Source organism: Streptomyces sp. NPDC030143, assembly GCF_055573695.1.
In genome coordinates this window covers 75,389-92,050 of record NZ_JBVIAY010000025.1, presented here as the reverse complement: position 1 = coordinate 92,050, position 16,662 = coordinate 75,389, and the positions used below count along the sequence as shown (strand labels likewise).

Annotated in this window: 13 protein-coding genes and 1 pseudogene; 8 read left to right on the top strand and 6 right to left on the bottom strand. The window is 72.8% G+C overall.

Annotation, left to right across the window (positions count from 1 at the left end):
- The 3 genes from ACZ4YY_RS31670 to glgB form a co-directional block, all read left to right on the top strand.
- Nucleotides 1–300 (top strand): alpha-glucosidase C-terminal domain-containing protein (locus tag ACZ4YY_RS31670; protein ID WP_468298163.1); only part of this gene is annotated, 300 nt, incomplete at its 5' end.
- An 86-nt stretch (nucleotides 301–386) separates the two neighbouring features.
- A complete protein-coding gene (locus ACZ4YY_RS31665) occupies nucleotides 387–1,766 on the top strand; it encodes a maltokinase N-terminal cap-like domain-containing protein (protein ID WP_468298161.1) in 1,380 nt (459 codons plus the stop codon).
- Between the two features lie 13 nt (nucleotides 1,767–1,779).
- Nucleotides 1,780–4,386, top strand: coding sequence for a 1,4-alpha-glucan branching enzyme (gene glgB / locus ACZ4YY_RS31660; protein ID WP_468298159.1), 2,607 nt, complete (start codon nucleotides 1,780–1,782; stop codon nucleotides 4,384–4,386).
- Nucleotides 4,387–4,440: 54 nt separating this feature from the next.
- Here glgB and ACZ4YY_RS31655 read toward each other — a convergent pair whose 3' ends face one another.
- The 5 genes from ACZ4YY_RS31655 to ACZ4YY_RS31635 all read right to left on the bottom strand — a co-directional run bounded on the left by ACZ4YY_RS31655 (nucleotide 4,441) and on the right by ACZ4YY_RS31635 (nucleotide 9,661).
- Nucleotides 4,441–5,847: a cytochrome P450 family protein gene (locus ACZ4YY_RS31655; RefSeq protein ID WP_468298157.1), complete on the bottom strand. Its 1,407-nt coding sequence runs from the start codon at nucleotides 5,845–5,847 to the stop codon at nucleotides 4,441–4,443.
- 76 nt (nucleotides 5,848–5,923) lie between these two features.
- Nucleotides 5,924–8,155, bottom strand: a complete 2,232-nt coding sequence (locus tag ACZ4YY_RS31650; RefSeq protein WP_468298156.1) for a HelD family protein — start codon at nucleotides 8,153–8,155, stop codon at nucleotides 5,924–5,926.
- Between the two features lie 230 nt (nucleotides 8,156–8,385).
- Nucleotides 8,386–8,715 carry a thioredoxin gene (gene trxA, locus ACZ4YY_RS31645; protein WP_468298154.1) on the bottom strand — a complete coding sequence of 110 codons (330 nt, stop codon included), beginning with the start codon at nucleotides 8,713–8,715 and terminating at the stop codon, nucleotides 8,386–8,388.
- Nucleotides 8,709–9,122 carry a MerR family transcriptional regulator gene (locus ACZ4YY_RS31640; RefSeq protein WP_468298152.1) on the bottom strand — a complete coding sequence of 138 codons (414 nt, stop codon included), beginning with the start codon at nucleotides 9,120–9,122 and terminating at the stop codon, nucleotides 8,709–8,711. Before ACZ4YY_RS31640 ends, trxA begins: the two co-directional genes overlap by 7 nt.
- 29 nt (nucleotides 9,123–9,151) lie before the next feature.
- The gene (locus tag ACZ4YY_RS31635) at nucleotides 9,152–9,661 is read right to left on the bottom strand and encodes an Lrp/AsnC family transcriptional regulator (protein ID WP_468298150.1); all 510 of its coding nucleotides are present in this window, start codon (nucleotides 9,659–9,661) and stop codon (nucleotides 9,152–9,154) included.
- A gap of 45 nt (nucleotides 9,662–9,706) precedes the next feature.
- On the opposite strand from ACZ4YY_RS31635, the pseudogene ACZ4YY_RS31630 reads away from it, so the two are divergent.
- The 3 genes and pseudogenes from ACZ4YY_RS31630 to ACZ4YY_RS31620 all read left to right on the top strand — a co-directional run.
- Nucleotides 9,707–10,621, top strand: a pseudogene (locus ACZ4YY_RS31630) (NAD-dependent epimerase/dehydratase family protein); the annotation flags it as partial.
- Between the two features lie 193 nt (nucleotides 10,622–10,814).
- The gene (locus ACZ4YY_RS31625; protein WP_468298148.1) at nucleotides 10,815–11,780 is read left to right on the top strand and encodes an aldo/keto reductase; all 966 of its coding nucleotides are present in this window, start codon (nucleotides 10,815–10,817) and stop codon (nucleotides 11,778–11,780) included.
- Nucleotides 11,781–11,914: 134 nt separating this feature from the next.
- A complete protein-coding gene (locus tag ACZ4YY_RS31620) occupies nucleotides 11,915–12,238 on the top strand; it encodes a hypothetical protein (protein WP_468298146.1) in 324 nt (107 codons plus the stop codon).
- Nucleotides 12,239–12,602: 364 nt separating this feature from the next.
- Here the strand turns inward: ACZ4YY_RS31620 and ACZ4YY_RS31615 are convergent, their stop codons facing one another.
- A complete protein-coding gene (locus ACZ4YY_RS31615; protein ID WP_468298175.1) occupies nucleotides 12,603–14,036 on the bottom strand; it encodes a cation:dicarboxylate symporter family transporter in 1,434 nt (477 codons plus the stop codon).
- Between the two features lie 122 nt (nucleotides 14,037–14,158).
- Here ACZ4YY_RS31615 and ACZ4YY_RS31610 point away from each other — a divergent pair, with 122 nt between their 5' ends.
- Together ACZ4YY_RS31610 and ACZ4YY_RS31605 are read left to right on the top strand one after the other, a co-directional pair.
- Entirely contained in the window at nucleotides 14,159–15,793 is a 1,635-nt protein-coding gene (locus tag ACZ4YY_RS31610; RefSeq protein WP_468298144.1) for a sensor histidine kinase, read from the top strand.
- On the top strand, nucleotides 15,790–16,530 hold the full coding sequence (locus ACZ4YY_RS31605) for a response regulator (RefSeq protein WP_468298142.1): 741 nt from the start codon (nucleotides 15,790–15,792) through the stop codon (nucleotides 16,528–16,530). The genes ACZ4YY_RS31610 and ACZ4YY_RS31605 overlap by 4 nt, the downstream gene beginning before the upstream one ends.
- Nucleotides 16,531–16,662: the final 132 nt, after the last annotated feature.

Sequence of the window (16,662 nt, the reverse complement as noted above, 5' to 3'; positions counted from 1 at the left end):
ATGATCGAGATCCGCAAGCAGAACCCCGCTTTCGGACTCGGCTCCTACACCGAGCTGTCCTCCTCCAACCCGGCCGTCCTCGCCTTCCTGCGCGAGTACGAGGACGACCTGGTCCTGTGCGTCCACAACTTCTCGCGCTTCGCCCAGTTCACCGAACTGGACCTGCGCCGGTTCAAGGGCCGCTTCCCGGTCGAGTTGTTCGGCGGGGTCCGCTTCCCCGCGATCGGCGAGCTGCCCTACCTGCTCACCCTCGCAGGGCACGGCTTCTACTGGTTCCGGCTCCGCAGGGACGCCGTCTAGAACCCGACGGCGGGGCGGTTTCCCCCGCCCCGCCCGGGGCACGCATCAGTAACACCCCGACCCCCCGGGGAAAGGAATGTGACGCCATGGCGGAAACGGTCACCCTTTCCGGCACGACGAGCCCCGGCCTCCTCGCGTCACTGGCCCCCCTGCTGCGGGAGTGGCTGCCTCGGCAGCGCTGGTTCGCCGGCAAGGGGAGTCCGGTCACCGGGTTCTCGCTGGTGGCGGCCACCGAGCTGCTGCCGGCCGGCTCCAGGCTCGGCCTGTACCACCTGCTCGTGCGCGCACACCAGGGCACCGGCCCGGGAGACTGCTACCAGCTCCTGGTCGGCGTCCGCGAGGCGCTGCCCCCGCGGCTGGCGCCCGCACTGATCGGACACGTGCCGGACGGCCCGCTCGCCGGCCGCACGGTCTACGACGCCCTGTACGACACCCGGCCCTCCGAGGTCCTGCTGGAGGCGCTGCGGACCGGCGCCCGGATCGGCGCGCTGCGCTGCGAGCGGGATCCCGCACAGGAGATACGGTCCGGCCTCGTGCCGCGCCGGCTGACGTCCGAACAGTCGAACTCGTCGGTCGTCTATGGAGATACGTTCATTCTGAAGCTGCTGCGCCGGGTGGTGCCCGGCGTCAATCCCGACCTGGAGCTGCCGCTGGCGCTGGCCCGCGAGGGCTGCCCCCGGGTGCCCGCACCGACCGCGTGGCTGCTCGCGGACCTGGAGGAAGGCGCGGGCGAGTCGTACGTCCTGGGCGTGCTCCAGCCGTTCGTGCAGGGCGCGGCGGACGGCTGGGAGCTGGCGCTGCGCGAGCTGGCCAAGGGCGAGGACTTCGGCGCCGAGGCGCGGGCGCTGGGCCGCGCCACCGCAGAGGTGCACACGGCGCTCGCCCGCGCGCTGCCCACGGCGACCCTGGGCCAGGCCCAGCTGGGGCCGCTGGTGGAGGGCATGGTGACGCGGCTCGACGCGGCGGCACAGGCGGTGCCCGCGCTGCGCCCGTACTCTCCCGCACTGCGCACCGCCTTCACGGCGCTGGCCGACCTGGCGGCCGAGGGCCACACCTGGACCGCCCAGCGGGTCCACGGCGACCTGCACCTGGGACAGTGCCTGCGCGCGCCCTCCGGGGAGTGGGCGCTGATCGACTTCGAGGGCGAGCCGGCCCGGCCGCTGGCCGAGCGGCGGATGCCCCAGCCGACGGTGCGGGACGTGGCGGGGATGCTGCGCTCCTTCGACTACGCCGCCCACTCGGCCGGCGCGCCCGCCCCGGGCTGGGCCGAGGCGTGCCGGGCGGCGTACTGCTCCGGGTACGCCGAGGTGGCGGGCACCGACCCGCGCACCGATCCGGTGCTGCTGCGGGCCTACGAGACGGACAAGGCCGTCTACGAGGTCGTGTACGAGGCACGGCACCGCCCCGACTGGCTCCCCGTCCCGCTCGCCGCGATACACCGGCTCGCCGCGTCCGACCAGATCTGAGGAGGCTTCGTCCGTGACCCCCAGTCCTTCGTCCGGCGGTTCCGACCCGAAGAACCCGAAAAGGAAGGCCGTGACGAAGAAGGCAGCGGCCCGACAAACGGTGGCCAAGAAGACGGTGGCCAGGAAAAGCGCGTCCGACGAGACAGCGGTCAAGAAGACGGCGGCCAAGAAGACCCCGGCCGACGGGACGGCGGCCAAGAAGACCCCGGCCGACGAGACAGCGGCAAAGAAGACCGCGGCCAGGAAAACCACGGCCGGCGAGACGGCGGCCGAGAAGTCGGCGGTCAGGAAGGTCGCCGCGAAGAAGGCCGGTGACGCGGCCGCCCCGCAGACCGCCAGGACGTCCGGGGCCACCAAGGCGGCCCGGGCCACCGGGGGCGGCGAGGCCGGCCCGCCGAGCAGGACCCCGGCCGCACCCCCGCAGACCCCCGCCGCACCCCCGCACCTCCCCGCCGCCGACCGCGAGCGGCTCCTGCTCGGCACCCACCACGACCCGCACTCCGTGCTGGGCGCGCATCCCGTGCCCGGCGGGATCGCGGTCCGGGCCTTCCGGCCGTACGCGCTGGCGGTCACCGTCGTGGCCGGCGACCTGCGGGCCGACCTGCACGACGACGGTGACGGCTTCTTCTCCGGGCTGCTCCCCCCGGGCGAGGTCCCGGCCTACCGGCTGCACGTGCGCTACGAGAGCGCGGAGGTGGAGACCGAGGACGCGTACCGGCTCCTGCCCACGCTGGGCGACCTCGACCTGCATCTCATCGGCGAGGGCCGGCACGAACAGTTGTGGACGGTGCTCGGCGCGCACCCGATGACCCACCAGGGCGTGACCGGCACCCGCTTCTCGGTGTGGGCGCCGAACGCGCGCGGGGTGCGGCTGGCCGGCACCTTCAACCATTGGGACGGCACCGGGTACCCGATGCGTTCGCTCGGCTCCTCCGGCGTCTGGGAACTGTTCGTGCCGGGTGTCGGGGAGGGCGAACTGTACAAGTTCGACATCACCCGGCCCGACGGTTCGCACACGTTGCGCGCCGACCCGATGGCCCGCCGTACCGAGGCGCCACCCGCCACCTCGTCGATCGTGACCTCCTCGGACTACGCGTGGGGCGACGCGGAGTGGATGGCGCGCCGGGCGGAGACACCCGCGCACGAGGCGCCGTTCTCCGTCTACGAGGTGCACCTGCCCTCCTGGCGGCCGGGGTCGACCTACCGACGACTGGCCGAGCAGCTGACCTCCTACGTCAAGGACATGGGGTTCACCCATGTCGAGCTGATGCCCGTCGCGGAGCATCCCTTCGGCGGCTCGTGGGGCTACCAGGTGACCGGGTTCTACGCGCCGACCGCCCGGCTCGGCACGCCCGACGACTTCCGGTTCCTGGTGGACTCCCTGCACCGGGCCGGCATCGGCGTGCTGATGGACTGGGTGCCGGCGCACTTCCCGCGCGACGACTGGGCGCTCGCGGAGTTCGACGGGCGGCCCCTGTACGAGCACTCCGACCCGTTGCGGGCGGCGCACCCCGACTGGGGGACGCTGGAGTTCGACTTCGGGCGGCGCGAGGTGCGCAACTTCCTGGTGGCGAACGCCTCGTACTGGTGCGAGGAGTTCCACATCGACGGGCTGCGCGTCGACGCCGTCGCCTCGATGCTCTACCTGGACTACTCGCGCGAGCCGGGCCAGTGGACGCCGAACGAGCGCGGCGGCCGGGAGAACCTGGACGCGGTGGCCTTCCTCCAGGAGATGAACGCCACGGTGTACCGCAGGAACCCGGGCGTCGTGACGATCGCCGAGGAGTCCACGGCCTGGGACGGTGTCACCCGAGCCACCCACCACCCGGGGCCGAGCGGCTTCGGAGGGCTCGGATTCGGACTGAAGTGGAACATGGGCTGGATGCACGACTCGCTCCAGTACATGAGCCACGAGCCCGTGCACCGCGCGTACCACCACCACGAGATGACCTTCTCGATGGTCTACGCGTACAGCGAGAACTACGTCCTGCCGATATCCCACGACGAGGTCGTGCACGGGAAGCGGTCGCTGGTGTCGAAGATGCCGGGCGACTGGTGGCAGCAGCGCGCCGACCTGCGCGCCTACCTGGCCTTCATGTGGGCGCACCCGGGCAAGCAGTTGCTGTTCATGGGGCAGGAGTTCGCGCAGGGCGCGGAGTGGTCGGAGGCGCACGGGCCCGACTGGTGGCTCCTCGATCCGGCCTACGGCGCCGAGGCCGACCACCGGGGCGTACGCGACCTCGTCCGCGACCTCAACGCCGTCTACCGGGAGACACCGGCCCTGTGGCAGCGGGACACCGAACCCGCCGGCTTCCAGTGGGTGGTCGGCGACGCGGCCGACGACAACGTCCTGGCGTTCCTGCGCTACGACGCCGGCGGCACGCCGCTGCTCGCGGTCTCCCACTTCTCCCCGGTCGTCCGCCCCGACTACCGCGTCGGCGTGCCCGACGACGTCCCCGCCTGGCGCGAGGTCCTCAACACGGACGCGCTGCGGTACGGCGGCAGCGACGTCGGCCATCCGCACCCGGTCAAGCCGGAGCCGCACGGCGCGCACGGCCGCCCGGCGAGCATCCGGCTGACCCTGCCGCCGCTGGCCACGGTGTGGCTGCGGCCCGCCTGAGAACTCCGGACGAAAGGGGAGCCCGGCTCCCCTTTCGTCCGCAGCCCTGAGCCGCTACGGCTGCGGGAAGCCCTTCTTCCCGCCGGGCATCAGCCGCCGCAGCGCCGCCAGCAGCCCCTTCGTCTGCCCGTCGGGGCCGGACGGGGGCTGCCGGGCGTCGGGGCGGCGGGCCGGGAGGGCGTCGGGGGCGAGTTCGTAGCGCACCGGCAGGACCCGCAGGCCGCGGACCACCGGCCCGGAGCGCCAGGGCAACTGGTCGTGCGGGAGGGCCAGTTCGGCACGGGCGAAGTGCTCGACGAGGCGGCCGACGGCGGTGGTCACGATCAGCGAGCCCAGTTCGCGGGCCGCCGCCGGGCACTGGTGGGAGCCGGCGCCCCAGCCGAGGTGGGCGCAGGTGGACACGGTGGAGCCGACCATCGGGGAGGAGCCGATCGCGAGCAGGTCGCGGTGGGCGGCGGCCGCGGACGGGGAGACGGCGTCGCCGGCGCGGATCCACACGTTGCCGAGCCGTACGTCCCGGGCGGCGAAGCGGAAGCACAGGTTGGCGACCGGGGGGTTGGCGAGGGCGGCCCGGTCGACGGTCTCGCCGAGCTGCCCGGCGGAGAGGCTGCGGCGGACGGTGGCGTTGCCGCGCAACACCTCCACCAGGGTGTTGAGGACCATGTTGCCGGTGATGTCGTTGAGGTAGACGGCGTTCATGAACAGCTCCCGGCCGAGCTGTTCGTCGCTGAGGTCCGGGTCGGCGAGCAGCAGGTAGGACGTGAGGTCGTCGCCGGGCCGGGACCTGCGGTGGGCGGCGAGCCGGGTGAAGGAGGCCAGGGCGCGGGTGGTGGCGGCGCCCGCGTCGGGGCCGCCGTCGAGCATCCGCCACAGGTCCATGACCAGTTCGTCGCCCAGCTCGACCGGGCAGCCGAACAGTCGGGTGGTGACCATCAGCAGCAGGGGCCGTGTGTACTGCGCGCCGAGGTCGGCGAAGCCCGCCCGCCCGGACTCCGCGGCGAGCAGGCCGACCAGCTCGTCGGCGTACCGGGCGACGGCCGCGCGCAGCTCCCAGCCCTCGGGGCTGCGGGCGTCCTGGAAGGGGCGCAGGGCGGCGTGGTGGGTGCGGCGGGCCGCCCGGTGCTCCTCCTCGTCCATGAACATCGTCTGGCGTACCTCGTAGCCCGCCAGCAGCGGCCAATCGGGCGGCAGTGCGCCCTGGGCCCGGGCCCGCCAGTGGCGTACGTCGCGCCGCCACTGGCTCTCGTTGCGCAGGACCTCCAGCACCTCCCGGTACTCCAGGACCAGCCACACCGGTACGCCCATCAGTCCGACCGGCGCGACGGGGCCGTGGGTGCGCCGCAGCCGCTCGTACACCGCTCCCGGGTCGGCGTCGAACTCGGCGGTGAGCAGCGGTTCGACGGGCAGCGACCCGAGCGCGGGGCTGTCGGCCGGGGCGGGGGTGTGGGGTCGGACGTCCATACCGCACACGCTTACCGCACCGGCCGTGCACGCGCAGTGATCACGGCGTGAACTGTTACGTCCGTGTGATCGCCCGTTATGAGAAGGTCTCGGCCAAGGCCTTGGGCAGCTCCCCGCTGTGGACGACGCCCAGCCGCTGGGTGGCCCGGGTCAGGGCGACGTACAGGTCGCTGGTGCCGTACTCGGCCGGCTCCACCACGAGGACGGAGTCGAACTCCAGGCCCTTGGACTGGCGGGGGTCGAGGAGGACGACCGTGCGGGTCAGGTCGGGTTCGGCGCCCGCCGTCACCCCGTCCAGCCGGGCGGCCAGGCTCCGGTGCAGCGCGCGCGGGGCGATCACCGCGAGCCGCCCCTCGGCGGGGGTGAGTTCGGCGACGGCCTCGGCGACCGCGCCGGGCAGGTCGTCGGTGGCGCGCGCCCACGGCCGTACGCCGGTGGAGCGCACCGAGCCGGGCGGTTCGAAGTCGGGGTCCTCGGCGCGGACGACGGCCGCCGCGACCTCCATGATCTCGGCCGGGGTGCGGTAGTTGACGCCCAGCCGGGTGTGCTCCCAGCGGTCGTCGACGTACGGCTCGAGGATCTCCGCCCACGAGCCGACGCCGGCCGCCTCCGCGGTCTGGGCGGGGTCGCCGACGAGGGTCATCGAGCGGGTGGGGCTGCGCCGCATGAGCAGCCGCCAGGCCATCGGGGACAGCTCCTGCGCCTCGTCGACGATGATGTGACCGAACGCCCAGGTCCGGTCGGCCGCCGCGCGTTCGGCGGCGCTGCGGTGGTCGTCCTCCTCGTGGCGTTCGGCGAAGCGCTCGGCGTCGATGATGTCGTGCGCGGACAGGACCTCCGAGCCGTCGGGGTCGCTGTCCTCCTTGTCCTCGAACTCGTAGGTGCGGGAGGCGTAGGAGACGTCGAGCACGCCCTGCGCGTAGGCGATCTGGGTCGCGCGCTCGCGTTCGGCGCGGGCGCGGGCCGACCGGTCGTCCTCGCCGAGGAGTTCGGCGGCCTCGTCGAGCAGCGGGACGTCCGCGACCGTCCAGGCCCGGGTCACCGGGCGGCGGACGGCGGCCGCGTCCTCGTCGCCGAGGTGTTCCCCGGGGTCGGCGAGGAAGTCGGCGACCACACGCTGCGGGGTGAGCACCGGCCACAGCTGGTCGATGGCCGACCACACCTCGGGGTTCTCGGCGAGGTCGTCGCGGATCTGGGTGATGTCGCTGGGGTCGAGGAGGTTCGTGCCGTCGTAGGGGTCGGTGCCGACGCGTTCGGCGTACAGCTCGGTGAGGGTGTTGAGGATGTGGCCCTCGAAGTGCTCGCGGGCCACGTTGTGCGGCAGCCCGGAGGCCCGGGCGCGCTCCCGGGCGACGCCGACGAGCCCGTCGTCGAGCATCAGCACCTCGCGCTCGTGCTCGACGGTGATCACCGGGTCGGGCAGCACCTGCCGGTCGCGTACGACGGCGGCGAGGACGTCGGCCATGTCGGCGCGGCCCTTCACGGCGGCCGCCTCGGGCGTGTCGGCGGCCGTCGCCCGCACGCCCGGGTAGAGCTCGCCGACGGTGGCGAGCAGCACGCCGGTCTCGCCCAGCGCGGGCAGCACCTCGCCGATGTAGCCGAGGAAGGCGGGGTTGGGGCCGACGATCAGCACGGCGCGCCGGGCGAGCAGCTCGCGGTGTTCGTAGAGGAGGTACGCGGCGCGGTGCAGGGCGACGGCCGTCTTGCCGGTGCCGGGGCCGCCCTCGACGACCAGCACCCCTCGGTGCGGGGCGCGGATGATGCGGTCCTGTTCGGCCTGGATGGTCTGCACGATGTCGTGCATGCGGCCGGTGCGGGCGGCGTCGAGCGCGGCGAGCAGCACGGCGTCGCCCGCCGGGTCCTCGTGGCCGGTGCGGGTGGCGTCGCCGAGGTCGAGGAACTCGTCGTGCAGGGCGGTGACCCGGCGGCCCTCGGTGGAGATGTGCCGACGGCGGCGCAGGCCCATCGGGGTGTGGCCGGTGGCCAGGTAGAAGGGGCGGGCGACGTCGGCGCGCCAGTCGACGAGGACGGGGGTGCGCTCGGCGTCGTCGCGGCGCAGTCCGATGCGGCCGATGTGGTGGCTGGCGCCGGAGGCCAGGTCGATCCGGCCGAAGCAGAGGGAGCCGTCGACGGCGTTGAGCGCGGCGAGCAGTCCCGAGCGTTCGGCGACCAGGATGTCCCGCTCCAGCCGCGCCTGCATGGGGGTGTCGCCCTGGGCGAGGGCGTCCGTGACGGAGCTCTCGGTGTCGCCGCGCAGGGCGTCCACGCGGGCGTACAGGCCGTCGATGAATTCCTGTTCCCGCCGCAATTCACTGTCTGGAAAGCCGGTGTTTGACAATTCCGCTCCCGCCCGGATATACTTTGCTCACTGAACTTCTATTGCGACGTGATTCACCTCAGGTCGCGAACCATCGAATATACGCAGAGAAATCCCCCGAGCGCAATGCCGGGGGATTTCTTTTACGCTCTTGCGGGTCCTTGCCCCCTGACGCGCCTGATCAGGCCGCGCGGCCCGGGCGGGCCTGGTGCAAGGACCTCTCAGGCATCGGCTCGGAGTACTTCGGACAGCTCCTCGAGCAGTCGGCGCTTGGGCCGGGCGCCCACCATCGACCGCACGGGCTCGCCGTTCTGGAAGACCATGAAGGTCGGCATCGACAGCACCTTGTACGCGTTGGTGGTCGTCGGATTGGCGTCCACGTTCAGCTGCACCACCTTCAGCCGGTCCCCCTCCTCGGCGGCGAGGGCCTTGAGCACCGGCCCCATCTGCCGGCACGGCGGACACCAGTCGGCGGTGAACTCCACCAGCACCGGCAGATCCGATCCGATCACCTCGGTCTCGAAATCCGCGTCCGTCACGTCGTTCACCATTCCCGGCCTCCCAGCTCGCACCCGGGTTCCGGACCCCCCGGAACCGGCGTACCGGCGGCCAGCTCCGCGCGCACGAGCTGCCCGGCGACCTGCTCGCGCACCGCCCGCAGCTGGCCGATGAGCGCGTCCAGCTCGTCCAGCTTGCGCCGGTAGACCGCGAGCGAGGCGGGGCAGGAGTCACCCTCGGGGTGCCCGGCCCGCAGACACTCCACGAAGGGCCGTGTCTCCTCGAGGTCGAAACCGAAGCCCTGCAACGTCCTGATCTGCCGCAACAGCCGCAGATCGCTTTCGTCGTAGGTCCGGTGCCCGTTCTCCCCGCGCCGCGCGGGCAGCAGCCCGCGCGACTCGTAGTACCGCAACGTCCGCGTCGTGGTTCCGGCCCGAGCGGCCAGCTCGCCGATTCGCATGGCGTCGAACGTACGCCTTGACGCCGACGTCAAGGCAAGAGCGGTTTGCGCTCCACCGGCGAGGTCAGCACGATCGACGTCGTCGTGCGGCCCAGGGCCGAGATCTCCTCGAGCACCTCCTCGAGATGGACCGTGTCCCGGACGGCGACCTTGAGGATCCAGCAGTCCTCGCCGACCACGTGGTGCACCTCCGTGATCTCGGGCCGCGTCATCAGCTCCAGGGTCCTCGGGTGCTTCAGGGTGTAACCGCCGTGCGGGTTGACCCTGATGAACGCCTGGATGCCGTATCCGAGGCGGGCCGGGACGACCTGCGCGGAGTAGCCGCCGATCACACCGGCCGCCTCCAGTCGGCGCACCCGTTCCGTGACCGCCGCGGGGCTCAGCCGGACCCGCCGGCCCAGCTCGCTGAGCTTGATCCGGCCGTCGGTCTGGAGGAGTTCCAGGATCTGCCGGTCCAGCGCGTCGAAGGCCACCGACGTTTCACCGGCGGCGGCGCGCAGATGCCGTTGTTCTTTCGGTGCCTCGGCCGCAACTCCCATGGTTCCCCCTTCAGAACGGATGATCACGCCGGGAGAATTATGGCCATGGACACGGCACGCGGGGGAGAGCCCCGAGACGTACTGGTCATCGGCGGGAACCGCTACTTCGGCAAGCGCCTCATCGCCCGGCTGCTCGCCGCCGGGGACCGGGTCACCGTCCTCAACCGCGGTTCGGCACCGCCGCCGAAGGGCACACGGCACCTGGTCGCCGACCGCGACGACGAGGCCTGTCTGACCGCTGCGCTCGGCGCGCGCACCTTCGACGTCGTCGTCGACCAGGTCTGCTACACCCCGCGCCAGGCGGCGACGGCCCTGCGCGTCTTCGGCGGCCGCACCCGCCGGTACGTGATGACGTCGACCGTCGAGGTGTACGAGTACGAGGACTCCCTCGCCCCGGTGCGCGAGTCGGACGTCGATCCGGGGACCGTCACCGTCGACCTCGAACTGCCCTGGGGCGACCCGGATTTCCTCGACACGCACTACGGCGAGGGCAAGCGGCAGGCGGAGGCGGTCCTCGCGTCCGACCCCGCGTTCCCGTACACGGCGGTGCGGGTGGCCCATGTGCTGGGCGGCGCCGACGACTTCACCGGACGGCTGCGGCACTACGCGGACCGCATCGGCGCCGGTGAGCCGATCGCCGTGCCCCCGATGAACCAGCCGGCGACCTACATCCACGTCGAGGAGATCGCCGACTTCCTGTTCTGGGCGGTGGGCCAGGACTTCACGGGACCGGTCAACGCGGCCTCGCACGGGACGCTGACGACGGAGGACCTGTGCGCCGCGGTGGCCGCGCGGCTGACCGGGGGCAGGGTCCTCTTCCGGGAGGTGGAGGTCGGCGAGGTCTCGCCCTTCGCCTTCAGCCGCGCCTACGGCATGGACAACTCCCGCGCCACGCGCCTCGGCTTCACCTTCGGCCACACCCGCCGCTGGCTGCCGCGCGCGGTGGCCGAGACGCTGGGAGCGGCCGGGATGTCTGGGTTGAACGGGACACCGGGAGCGGACAGGACCCCGGGAGCGGACGGGACACCCGGAGCGGACCGGACCCCGGGAGCGGACCGGACGCCGCCGGCCGACGAGAACCCGGGAGTGGCCGACACGCCGGAAGCGGCCGGGACCGCGGGATCGGCCCCCACCTCGGGAAAGGACGCCTGACATGCGTCACCGCTCCCTCGGTTCCCTCTCCGTGAGCGCGATCGGCCTCGGTGCGATGCCGCTGTCCATCGAGGGCCGCCCCGACGAGTCCCGTGCCCTCGCCACCGTGCACGCCGCGCTCGACGCGGGCGTGACCCTGCTGGACACGGCCGACTCCTACCACCTTCCCGGCGCCGAGCCCGGACACAACGAGCACCTCGTGGCCCGTGCGCTGGCCACGTACGGCGGTTCCACGGACGGCGTGCTGGTGGCGACCAAGGGCGGCCGGGGCAGACCCGCGGGCGCGGACTGGACCGTCGACGGCGACCCGCGTCGTCTGAAGCGGGCCGCGGAGGCCTCGCTCCGGCGGCTCGGCGTCGAGGCGATCGGTCTCTACCAGTTCCACAAGCCCGACCCGGCGGTGCCGTTCGAGGAGTCGGTGGGCGCCCTGCGGGACCTCGTCGACGAGGGCAAGGTCCGGCTGGCCGGGGTGTCCAACACGGACGCCGACCAGATCCTGCGGGCCCGCGCGATCCTCGGCGACCGGCTGGTGTCGGTGCAGAACCGGTACTCCCCGGCGATCGGCGACAGCGAGCCCGAGCTGCGGCTCTGCGCCGAACTGGGGCTGGCCTTCCTGCCCTGGAGCCCGCTGGGCGGCATCTCCCGCAGTTCCCTGGACGGCCCGTCCCGGCCGGCGCCGGGCGAGCGGCGCCTCGACGCCTTCCACGCGATCGCCCGGGAGCGCGGGGTGAGTCCGCAGCAGGTCTGCCTGGCCTGGCTGCTGTCCCTCTCCCCCACGGTCGTCCCGATTCCGGGCGCGAGCCGCCCGCAGACGGCCCGGGACTCGGCCCTCGCGGCGGACCTGGTGCTGGAGGGCGCGGAACTGGAACGCCTTCGGGCATCCGTCCGCCGGGAGCGTGAGCTTCGGTCCGGCCCCGGCGCACCGGTCCGACCGGAGGATGAACTGCCGATGACGCCGAAGGCGTGAGGTTTCGCCGCGACCGCAACCGGTGCGGGTCCCCCGGCGCTCCTGTCCAGCAGATCCGCACTTCCGCGAGATCCGCGCATCCGTGGGGCACACGCCGTCCACGCGATCCGCACCCGTTGCCGAGGAGGAGAGACGTGACCGCCGTCGCCGTCGAGCACAGCTCGCCCCGTACGTTCGTCGACCCCTACGCCGTGGACGACCCCGCGCCCGACCGGCCGGCCGCCGCCGGTCAGCCCGAGGACGCGGACACCGACTACCTGCTGCCGCCGCCCAACCCGGCCGAGCGCCTGGGCCTGCCCCTCGACCCGCGTGACCGCCGGCGTCTGGATCTGCACGCGGCCCTGACGGCGGCCGGTATCCCGCCCCTCCCCGGGGACAGGGAGGCCATCGACCGGCTGAGCGACCTTCCCGGTAGTGTCAACGCCGCCCTCCAGCGGTGGCTGCGGCACACCGTGTGACGCCCGTCGGCTCCCTCGAGGGGCATCGGGCGCCGACAGGCGTCAGACGGCTTTCGAGGGAGCCGGCGCTCAGGTGGCGGCCCTTGCGCGTGCGTCCGGTGCGTGCGATCGCAAGGCGCCGGAAGCTTCTCGTAGCGGAAGCCACCAGGGGCTTCCGCTACGCGGCGAGCGGCGTTCCAGAGGCCCGCGAGCCGAGCTCCCCTTCTGTTCGCGGCTCCAGGATCCCGGACACGAAGGAACCGGGCGGCTGAGCTACGGGGGAGCACTCAGCCGCCCGGAGTCGGTGGGGCGGGTACAGCGGGGGTGTCGGCCGGGTGTCCGGCCCCGGTTCAGGCGGAGCCGGACACCCGGAGTCGCGGGACGGTCAGGCCTTGGCGAGTTGCTTCTCGCCGCCCTCGCGCTGCTCGGGCAGGTCCGCCTCGGCCGCCGGGGCGCTGCCGTGTTCGTCGTCGAGGAGGGTCTTCTCGTCGAAGGGCGCCTCGCCGCCCAGCACCTGGGCGACGCGGGCCTTGTCGATCTCCTTCGTCCAGGTGCCGATGAGGACGGTGGCGACGGCGTTGCCGGCGAAGTTGGTCAGGGCGCGGGCCTCGCTCATGAAGCGGTCGATGCCGACGATGAGGCCGATGCCGTCCACCAGGGCGGGCTTGTGCGACTGGAGGCCGCCGGCCAGCGTCGCGAGGCCGGCGCCGGTGACACCGGCGGCGCCCTTGGAGGCGACGAGCAGGAAGAGCAGGAGCGGGATCTGCTCGCCGACCGACATCGGCGTGCCCATGGCGTCGGCGATGAACAGCGAGGCCATGGTCATGTAGATCATGGTGCCGTCGAGGTTGAAGGAGTAGCCGGTCGGGACGGTGATGCCGACGACGGGCTTGCTGACGCCGAGGTGCTCCATCTTCGCGATGAGGCGCGGCAGCGCGGACTCGGAGGAGGAGGTGGACAGGATCAGCAGGAACTCTCGGCCCAGGTACTTGAAGAGCGTGAAGATGTTCAGCCCGGAGACGATCTTCAGCAGTGCGCCGAGGACGAGGAAGACGAAGAGCACACAGGTGACGTAGAAGCCGAGCATCAGCACGGCGAGGCTCTTCAGGGCGTCGACGCCGGCGGAACCGGTGACGGCGGCGATGGCGCCGAAGGCACCGATCGGGGCGGCCCACATGACCATGGCGAGGATGCGGAAGACGAGGCGCTGGATGTGCTCGACCCCGTGCAGGATCGGCTGCCCGGCGGAGCCCATGGCCTGCAGGGCGAAGCCCGCGAGCAGCGCGACGAGCAGGGTCTGGAGGACCTCTCCGCCGGTGAAGGCGGAGACGATCGTGGTCGGGATGATGCCCAGCAGGAACTCGGTGGTGTCCTTGGCCTCCGCCGACACCTGCGCCTGGCCGGTCTCCTTGACCGCGTCGGTGATCGCGAGGCCGGTGCCCGGCTCCAGGATGTTGCCGACGACCAGACCGATGCCGAGCGCCACCAGCGACATGATCGTGAAGTAGACCAGGGCGATTCCGCCGACGGCTCCGACCTTGGCGGCCTTCCTGACCGATCCGATGCCGAGCACGATCGTGCAGAAGATGATCGGCGAGATCATCATCTTGATCAGGTTCACGAAGCCCGTGCCGATCGGCTTCAGCTCCACCGCGAAGTCGGGCGCGATCAGGCCCACGGCGATACCGGCGGCGACCGCGATGATCACCGCGATGTACAGGTAGTGGGTGCGGTCCCGCCGGGCGGCGGGTGCGGCAGGTGCCGTTCGGGGGGTGCTGCTGGCGGCCACGGCTGCCCTCCTTGACGTCTTCGTCGGCATCACCGGCGTGCGGCTCACGTCCGGGGAGATATGGGGGATGCGGTGACTATCTCCCGGGCTGTGAGGGCGGTCACCCTTCCGTTCATTTAGTTCACGCTTAACCACGGGGGCACACTGACGACATGCGCATCACCTATCCGAGGCCCCGCAGCCTGGCAGGCCAGCTGTTCGCCATGCAGGCGGTGCTGATAACGGTCCTCGTCGCGGGGTACGCGCTGTTCACGTACGTCAGCGACCGCGCCCAGGCCGAGGAGGCCGCGGGCCGGCAGGCCACCGCCGTGGCCCGCTCGGTCGCGGACTCCCCCTCCGTGCGGGAGGCGATCGGCACCGCGAACCCGACGGCGCGGCTCCAGCCGTACGCGCTGCGGGTCATGCGGGACACCGAGGTCGACTTCGTGACGATCATGAATCCGGCCGGCATCCGCTGGACCCACCCCGACGCGCGGGAGATCGGCCGGCACTTCCGCGGCAACACCGCCCGCGCCCTGCAGGGCGACACCTTCACCGAGACCTACACCGGCACCCTCGGCCCGTCCGTCCGCGCGGTCACCCCCGTCGAGGGCGACGACCGGCGGATCATCGGCCTGGTCAGCGCCGGCATCAAGGTCGAGGCGATCAGCAAGCGGGTGTCGGACCAGGTGACGGCGCTGCTCGTGGTGGCGGCGGGCGCGCTGGCGCTCGGCGCGGTCGGCACGTACGTCATCAACGCCCGGCTGCGCCGCCACACGCACGGCATGAACGCGGCCGAACTGAGCCGGATGCACGACTACCACCAGGCGGCGCTGCACGCGGTGCGCGAGGGGCTGCTGATGCTGGACGGCCAGTTCCGGGTGGCGCTGATCAACGACGGCGGGCGGGAACTGCTCGGCGTGTCGGAGGAGGTGGTGGGCCGCTCGGTCGCCGAACTCGGCCTGCCCGCCCCGCTCACCGGCGCGCTGCTGGCCTCCGGACCCCGGGTGGACGAAGTGCATCTGACGGCTGACCGGGTGCTGGTCGTCAACACCTCCCCGGTGTCCGGCGGGGAGCGCCGCGGCACGGTCGTGACCCTGCGCGACGTGACCGAACTCCAGTCGCTGATGGGCGAGTTGGACTCCGAGCGGGGCTTCACCCAGGCACTGCGCTCCCAGGCCCACGAGGCCGCGAACCGGCTGCACACGGTCGTCTCCCTCATCGAACTGGGGCGGGCGGAGGAGGCGGTGGAGTTCGCGACGGCCGAACTGGAGCTGGCCCAAGCCCTGACCGACCAGGTGGTGGCCGCGGTGAGCGAGCCGGTGCTGGCGGCCCTGCTGCTCGGCAAGACCGCCCAGGCGAACGAGCGGGGCGTGGAACTGGTGGTGTCGCAGGACAGCGGCCTCGACGACGGCATGCTGCCCGACACCCTGCCGGCCCGTGACCTGGTGACGATCCTCGGCAACCTCGTCGACAACGCGGTGGACGCCGCGCAGGGCAGCGTGCGCGCCCGGGTGACGGTGACGGCGGCCACGGAGGACTCCGAGCTGGTGCTGCGGGTGGCGGACACCGGCACCGGGGTCGACCCCGCGCACGCCTCGCAGGTCTTCGAACGCGGCTTCTCCACCAAACCGGCGGGCCCCGGCGGCCGGGGCCTGGGACTGGCCCTGGTACGACAGGCCGTGCACCGCCATGAGGGCGCGCTGTCGGTGGCGGAGGCCGAGGGGGGCGGGGCGGAGTTCGTGGTGCGGTTGCCGTTGCGCTCGACGACGGCTGTCTCCGCGCCGGTGGCGGGAGGCGAGAGATGACGGACATATCGGGGACACCGGCGGGACCGGGCAGAGCGGGCGGATCGGGGGACGAACCGATCCGGGTGCTGGTCGTCGAGGACGACCCGGTCGCCGCGGACGCGCATGTCCTGTACGTCGGCCGGGTCCCGGGCTTCGTCGCGGTCGGGAAGGCGCACACCGGCGCGGAGGCCCGCCGCCTGCTCGACCGCACGCCCGTCGACCTGCTGCTGCTCGACCTGCACCTGCCGGACGGCCACGGTCTGCAACTGGCCCGCTCCCTGCGGGCGGCCGGTTACCACGCGGACGTGATCGCGGTGACGTCCGCACGGGATCTGACGGTGGTGCGGGAGGGGGTGTCGCTGGGCGTGGTGCAGTACGTCCTGAAACCGTTCACGTTCGCGACGCTGCGGGACCGGCTGGTGCGGTACGCGCAGTTCCGGGGCGCGGCGGGTGAGGCGAGCGGTCAGGACGAGGTCGACCGCGCGCTGGCGGCGCTGCGGGCGCCGAGCCCGGCGGCCCTGCCCAAGGGGCTGAGCGCGCCGACGCTGGAGCGGGTGACCGGCGCCGTCCGGGACACGGAGGAGGGGCTGACGGCGGCGGGCGTCGCGGAGGCGGTCGGGATCTCCCGGATCACGGCCCGGCGCTATCTGGAGCACCTGGTGGAGGCGGGCCGGGCGGAACGCAAGCCCCTGTACGGCCAGGTGGGCCGCCCGGAGCTGGTGTACCGCTGGGTACCGGACACCCGGGGCCGGTGACGGCGGGCGGACGGGGTCGTCGAGCGCTTCTGGGGCGCCCTGGACGGCGGGGGCGGCTGGGGGTGCATCGCACGGCGGGGGGTCGTCCGCGTACGGGGTGTACGCGGACGACGCCGACCACGCGGCGAGGCG